Below are 5,210 nucleotides of genomic sequence, written 5' to 3'. Positions count from 1 at the left end.
ATATAAAGCAAAATGAAAAAAGGTATTCACCCAGACAACTATCGTCCCGTCGTATTCAAAGATATGTCCAACGGCGATATGTTCCTTTCAAAATCTACATGTAAATCTAACGATACTGTAGAATTTGAAGGCGAAACTTACCCAGTGGTTAAAGTAGAAATCTCAAGTACCTCTCACCCATTCTATACAGGTAAGAGTAAACTTGTGGATACAGCTGGTCGTGTAGATCGCTTCATGAACCGTTATGGTAAGTTGAAGAAATAAAACAAATATACCACAAAGTATAAAGTGCGGTCAAACGTAGTTGCATATGCGTTTGATCGCACTTTTTTTATACGAATGGAATTTATGTACTAATATAAACTTTGAGATAAATGAAGAAAAATAGAAGTTTAGTAGAAACAAGTGTTATATTTCTTGTTGCAAGCATTTTTCTTTTTTCGGCTTGTAATAAAGATAATAATGATAACGAGAAGACAGCTATATCAAATAATAACTCAAATCAAAATTTTCCTAATCCTTATACACATCGGTTAGAATTTCCAAAAATACGAGGAGGGAAAAGTATAATAATCACCCATATTGACCAAAGTACCAATGAAGTGAACTATAGTCTCGAGTGGGACGGAGAAAAGAAATCGAATCGTTGGACGTGCTATCAAATATACAACAGTAATAGTATATGGAATACAGGTAGATGGTATGGAAATCCTCAATACCCAGCTGACCCATTAATTTCTTCTTTAATGACCTTCGGTTACGATCCATATTGGGGAACAGGATACGATCACGGACATCTTTGTCCATCAGCCGATAGAAGAAGCACAGAAGAGGCACAAAGACAAACTTTTTACTTAAGCAATATGCAGCCACAACTTAGTGCATTTAATGGAAGTGTGAAAGGTGGTGGAATATGGCTAACAATGGAAAATAAAATACGAGATTCATTTAAGATGGAATCAATTGATACAATGTATATATGTAGAGGTGGTACCATTGATCAAACTTCACAAGTAAAAGCCTTTCTTCGCAATGGCTTTATTGTACCAGGATATTTCTTTTCTGCAGCTCTGTTAAAATATTATAGCAAAACACAAAAGAAATGGGAATATAAGGCTATTGGATTCTGGTTTAAACACGAAAACAATCAAGCTGCATCGCTCAAACCTTATGTTGTAAATATAAAACAACTTGAAGAACTCACGAATATAGATTTCTTCTGTAATCTTCCTGACGATATTGAAAGAAAGGTAGAAGGAATTGACAAAGATATTATCATTAGATTGTGGAATATAAAATAATTTTCGCTGGAACCTCAGGATTCCAGGAAATGATTTATAAGTTTTTGCAGAAAGAAAATGGCAAATAGAAGAAATTACATAATTTGAAAACAAGAATATTATAGCGTGATTAGTGAAATATACACAAGTAAGAATAAAAGCATTTAAAGATACTGCAGAATATCGCTTATCTCACTAACTGTAACTAAATTCGTGTGGTCGTATTCATCAATATATTCGTGTTGCCACAATGTTTTAGATGGTACATAAATGGCATTTCCACCTAATTCTAACACTGGAGCAATATCAGAACGGAATGAATTTCCTACCATTACAAGTTCATTTACAGAACAATTGAAACGCTTACAAAGGTATTCATATTCATCGGAAGTCTTATTGGATACTACAATAGTTGCATCGAAAAAAGATTGCAATCCAGAACGTTGCAGTTTATTTTCTTGATCCAATAGTTCACCTTTAGTAAAAACTACCATCTTATATTTGCGTTGCACATTGTTTAATGTATCAAGCACGCAGCGGACACCCTGCAATGGAGTTGCAGGCATATTCAAAAGTTTTTTTCCACAATTTAAAATCTGACCAATTTTATTGGCTGACAATTCTCCATTACTAATCGAAATTGCATTCTCTATAAGCGAAAGTACAAAGGCTTTACAGCCATAACCTAACAAAGGCATATTAGCTGTCTCTGTTTCAAATAATCTCGATGAAATTTCAGTAGCCGTTCCATAATCGCTTAATATACTTTGGTATTCCTTTTCCACAGCATCAAAATGCGATTGACAATCCCACAGAGTGTCATCAGCATCAAAAGCAAGCAGTTTTATCTTATCTTTTTCTATCATTCGGCAAAATTACTAAATAAAATATGAAAAACATTCTATATTTACTATTTACACTAAAGGTCGTCAAAAAAATATAGTACCTTTGTAACACTAACAATATTAAGCTCACAAAACATAAACATATATGACACTTCAACAATTAGAATACGTAATGGCAGTTTATCGTTGTAAACACTTTGCGAAAGCAGCCGACTATTGCAATGTTACCCAACCCACTCTAAGTTCGATGATTCAGAAGTTAGAAGAAGAGTTAGGCGTAAAGATATTCGACAGACGTAAACAACCCATTAAGCCTACTGCTGAAGGAATGCTCATCATAGAGCGAGCTTGGAATATTCTCGTGCGAGCAAAGCAACTGAAGGAAGTTATTGAAGAAGAACGACAAACTCTTTCAGGTACCTTCCACATTGCTGTACTACCTACCATAGCACCTTATCTTATTCCACGTTTTCTTCCACAACTAATGAACGACTATCCACAGTTAGATATTAGGGTTAGCGAAATGAAGACAGAAGATATACATAGAGCTCTTAAACATGGCGATATAGATGCAGGCATTGTAGCAGAAGTCGAAGGTCAAGACGATTTTAACAGACAACATTTATACTACGAGAAGTTCTTTGTTTATGTTTCAAAAGGCGACCCATTATTTAAGAATAAAGCAATACGTACATCTGATCTTACTGGTGAGTTTCTTTGGCTACTCGATGAAGGACACTGCTTCCGCGAACAGCTTGTGAAATTCTGTCACTTAAAGTCGGCAGCAAAAAGCAAAAAAGCATATAATCTTGGAAGCATAGAAACCTTTATGCGTATTGTAGAAAGTGGCAAAGGCGTAACCTTTATTCCTGAACTTGCAATAAAACAACTTACAGACGAACAGAAAGATTTAGTACGTACTTTCGCCCACCCTATTCCAACTCGCAACATCATACTGCTAACACAAAAAAGCTTTATACGAAACTCGATAAAACAACTTATTATTGACAAAATCCGTGCTTCTGTTCCAGCAGAGATGCAACAAATCAATAAAACTCAACAAGCATTATAAACTTCACAAGATATGTCAAATGTCATTACAAAGTTGCATAAAAAAACTCTAAAATACGCTGTAAAAGCAGTAATAAAGCACATTAACGAAATAGAAACATTGCACACGTGTTATTTTGTGTAAAATGTTTGTCCCTGTCATTTCTTTTTTATACTTTTGAAGTCGCAAAGATAACATTACTCCAAAGAAGGATAACAAACTGCACGCTATATATAAAGCAAGCTTAATACCCTTCTAACAGTAGAAAATAAAAGTAAAGAATATTTTTAACAATACATTTACAAAGGTAAAATTATGAAGATTGAAAAAGTACACGCTCGTGAGATTATAGACTCACGTGGCAATCCCACAGTTGAAGTTGAAGTAACACTCGAGAATGGTATAAAAGGTCGCGCTAGTGTACCATCAGGTGCATCTACTGGTGAAAATGAAGCATTGGAACTTCGCGATGATGACAAAAAACGTTTCGGTGGTAAAGGTGTTCTGAAAGCAGTAGAAAATGTTAACGATAAGATTGCTCCTAAATTGAAAGGTTTCCGCATCACAGACCAACGCGCAATTGACTATGCTATGTTGGCTCTTGACGGAACTCCAACTAAGAGCAACCTTGGTGCAAATGCTATTTTAGGTGTTTCTTTAGCAGTAGCTCACACTGCAGCCAAAGCATTAGGATTACCTTTGTATCGTTATATCGGTGGTGCTAACGCTTACGTTCTACCTGTCCCTATGATGAACATTATCAATGGTGGTGCACACTCTGATGCTCCTATAGCATTCCAAGAGTTTATGATTCGCCCAGTTGGCGCAGATAATATTCGTGAAGCTTTGCGTATGGGTGCCGAAATCTTCCATACATTGCAGAAAAACTTAAAGAAACGTGGTCTTTCAACAGCTGTTGGTGATGAAGGTGGGTTCGCACCTAAGTTCGAAGGTATTAAAGATGCACTCGATTCTATTATGCAAGCAATAAAAGATGCTGGCTACGAACCTGGCAAAGACGTAAAGATTGCTATGGACTGTGCTGCTTCTGAATTTGCTACATTGGAAGATGGTAAGTGGTACTACGATTACAGCAAACTTAAGAATGGTATGCCTAAAGATCCTAACGGCAAGAAACTTACTGCGGACGAACAAATTGCATACTTGGAAGAACTTATCACAGAATATCCTATCGACTCTATCGAAGATGGTCTCGATGAAAATGACTGGGATAATTGGGTTAAACTTACTAAAAAAATTGGCGACCGTTGCCAATTAGTAGGCGATGACTTGTTTGTTACCAATGTTAAGTTCCTAGAAAAGGGTATCAAGATGGGTGCAGCAAACTCTATTCTTATCAAAGTAAACCAAATTGGTTCTTTAACAGAAACTCTCGAAGCTATAGAGATGGCTCATCGTGCTGGTTATACAACAGTAACTTCTCACCGCTCTGGCGAAACTGAAGATACAACTATTGCTGATATCGCTGTTGCTACAAACTCTGGACAGATTAAGACAGGTTCAATGTCTCGTACTGATCGTATGGCTAAGTACAATCAACTTATCCGCATTGACGAAGAGCTCGATTGCACTGCACGTTACGGTTACAAGAAAATCAAGTAAATTCTTTTTTCATTATAATAATAAGGAGACAGCCTGCTTGTTCTGTCTCCTTATTTCTGTTATATAGTCCTCCCTTATAAACCTAATATTCTTCTGATTCATAGTATATTATGCTATAAATTATTTGCAAATATCTGCAAGTTTTTGTACCTTTACATTATAATTCTTGCAGATATTTATGCTTAAACGTACATCCAAACAGCTCTCTATGTTCTCGTCTTTAGAGGACATGCTTAGTCATCAACATCCCCTTTTCCAACTTAGTAATAAGATTAATTGGGAATGTTTTGAAAATGCTTTCTCTCCTTTGTATTGCAGCAATAATGGTCGCCCGGCCCATCCTATTCGCCTGATGTGTGGTCTTTTAATTTTAAAACATTTGCGTAATGTGTCAGATGAAATGGTTGTTTT

The 5,210-nt window shown here is 36.0% G+C and carries 6 protein-coding genes; 5 read left to right on the top strand and 1 reads right to left on the bottom strand.

Translation table 11 applies throughout. The features are described 5' to 3' along the window. Nucleotides 1-12: 12 nt before the first annotated feature. Nucleotides 13-264: a type B 50S ribosomal protein L31 gene (locus tag HMPREF9144_RS04845; protein WP_006044773.1), complete on the top strand. Its 252-nt coding sequence runs from the start codon at nucleotides 13-15 to the stop codon at nucleotides 262-264. A gap of 110 nt (nucleotides 265-374) precedes the next feature. Beyond that, complete coding sequence (locus HMPREF9144_RS04840; protein ID WP_006044772.1) at nucleotides 375-1,301, top strand: DNA/RNA non-specific endonuclease; 927 nt, start codon at nucleotides 375-377, stop codon at nucleotides 1,299-1,301. A gap of 143 nt (nucleotides 1,302-1,444) precedes the next feature. On the opposite strand, the gene HMPREF9144_RS04835 is transcribed toward HMPREF9144_RS04840, so the two are convergent. Continuing rightward, nucleotides 1,445-2,146, bottom strand: a complete 702-nt coding sequence (locus HMPREF9144_RS04835; RefSeq protein ID WP_006044771.1) for an HAD family hydrolase — start codon at nucleotides 2,144-2,146, stop codon at nucleotides 1,445-1,447. Between the two features lie 124 nt (nucleotides 2,147-2,270). On the opposite strand from HMPREF9144_RS04835, the gene HMPREF9144_RS04830 reads away from it, so the two are divergent. The 3 genes from HMPREF9144_RS04830 to HMPREF9144_RS13250 form a co-directional block, all read left to right on the top strand. Beyond that, nucleotides 2,271-3,197, top strand: a complete 927-nt coding sequence (locus HMPREF9144_RS04830) for a hydrogen peroxide-inducible genes activator (RefSeq protein WP_006044770.1) — start codon at nucleotides 2,271-2,273, stop codon at nucleotides 3,195-3,197. A 294-nt stretch (nucleotides 3,198-3,491) separates the two neighbouring features. Further along, a complete protein-coding gene (gene eno, locus HMPREF9144_RS04825; RefSeq protein ID WP_006044769.1) occupies nucleotides 3,492-4,799 on the top strand; it encodes a phosphopyruvate hydratase in 1,308 nt (435 codons plus the stop codon). A 178-nt stretch (nucleotides 4,800-4,977) separates the two neighbouring features. Further along, nucleotides 4,978-5,210, top strand: a 233-nt coding sequence (locus tag HMPREF9144_RS13250) for a transposase (protein ID WP_174262611.1), incomplete at its 3' end; no start/stop codon positions are given.

The sequence above is a fragment of the Prevotella pallens ATCC 700821 genome (assembly GCF_000220255.1).
GTDB classification, from domain to species: Bacteria; Bacteroidota; Bacteroidia; order Bacteroidales; family Bacteroidaceae; genus Prevotella; species Prevotella pallens.
The sequence above is the reverse complement of the archived record's forward strand: the minus strand, read 5'-3'. Positions and strand labels throughout refer to the sequence as shown.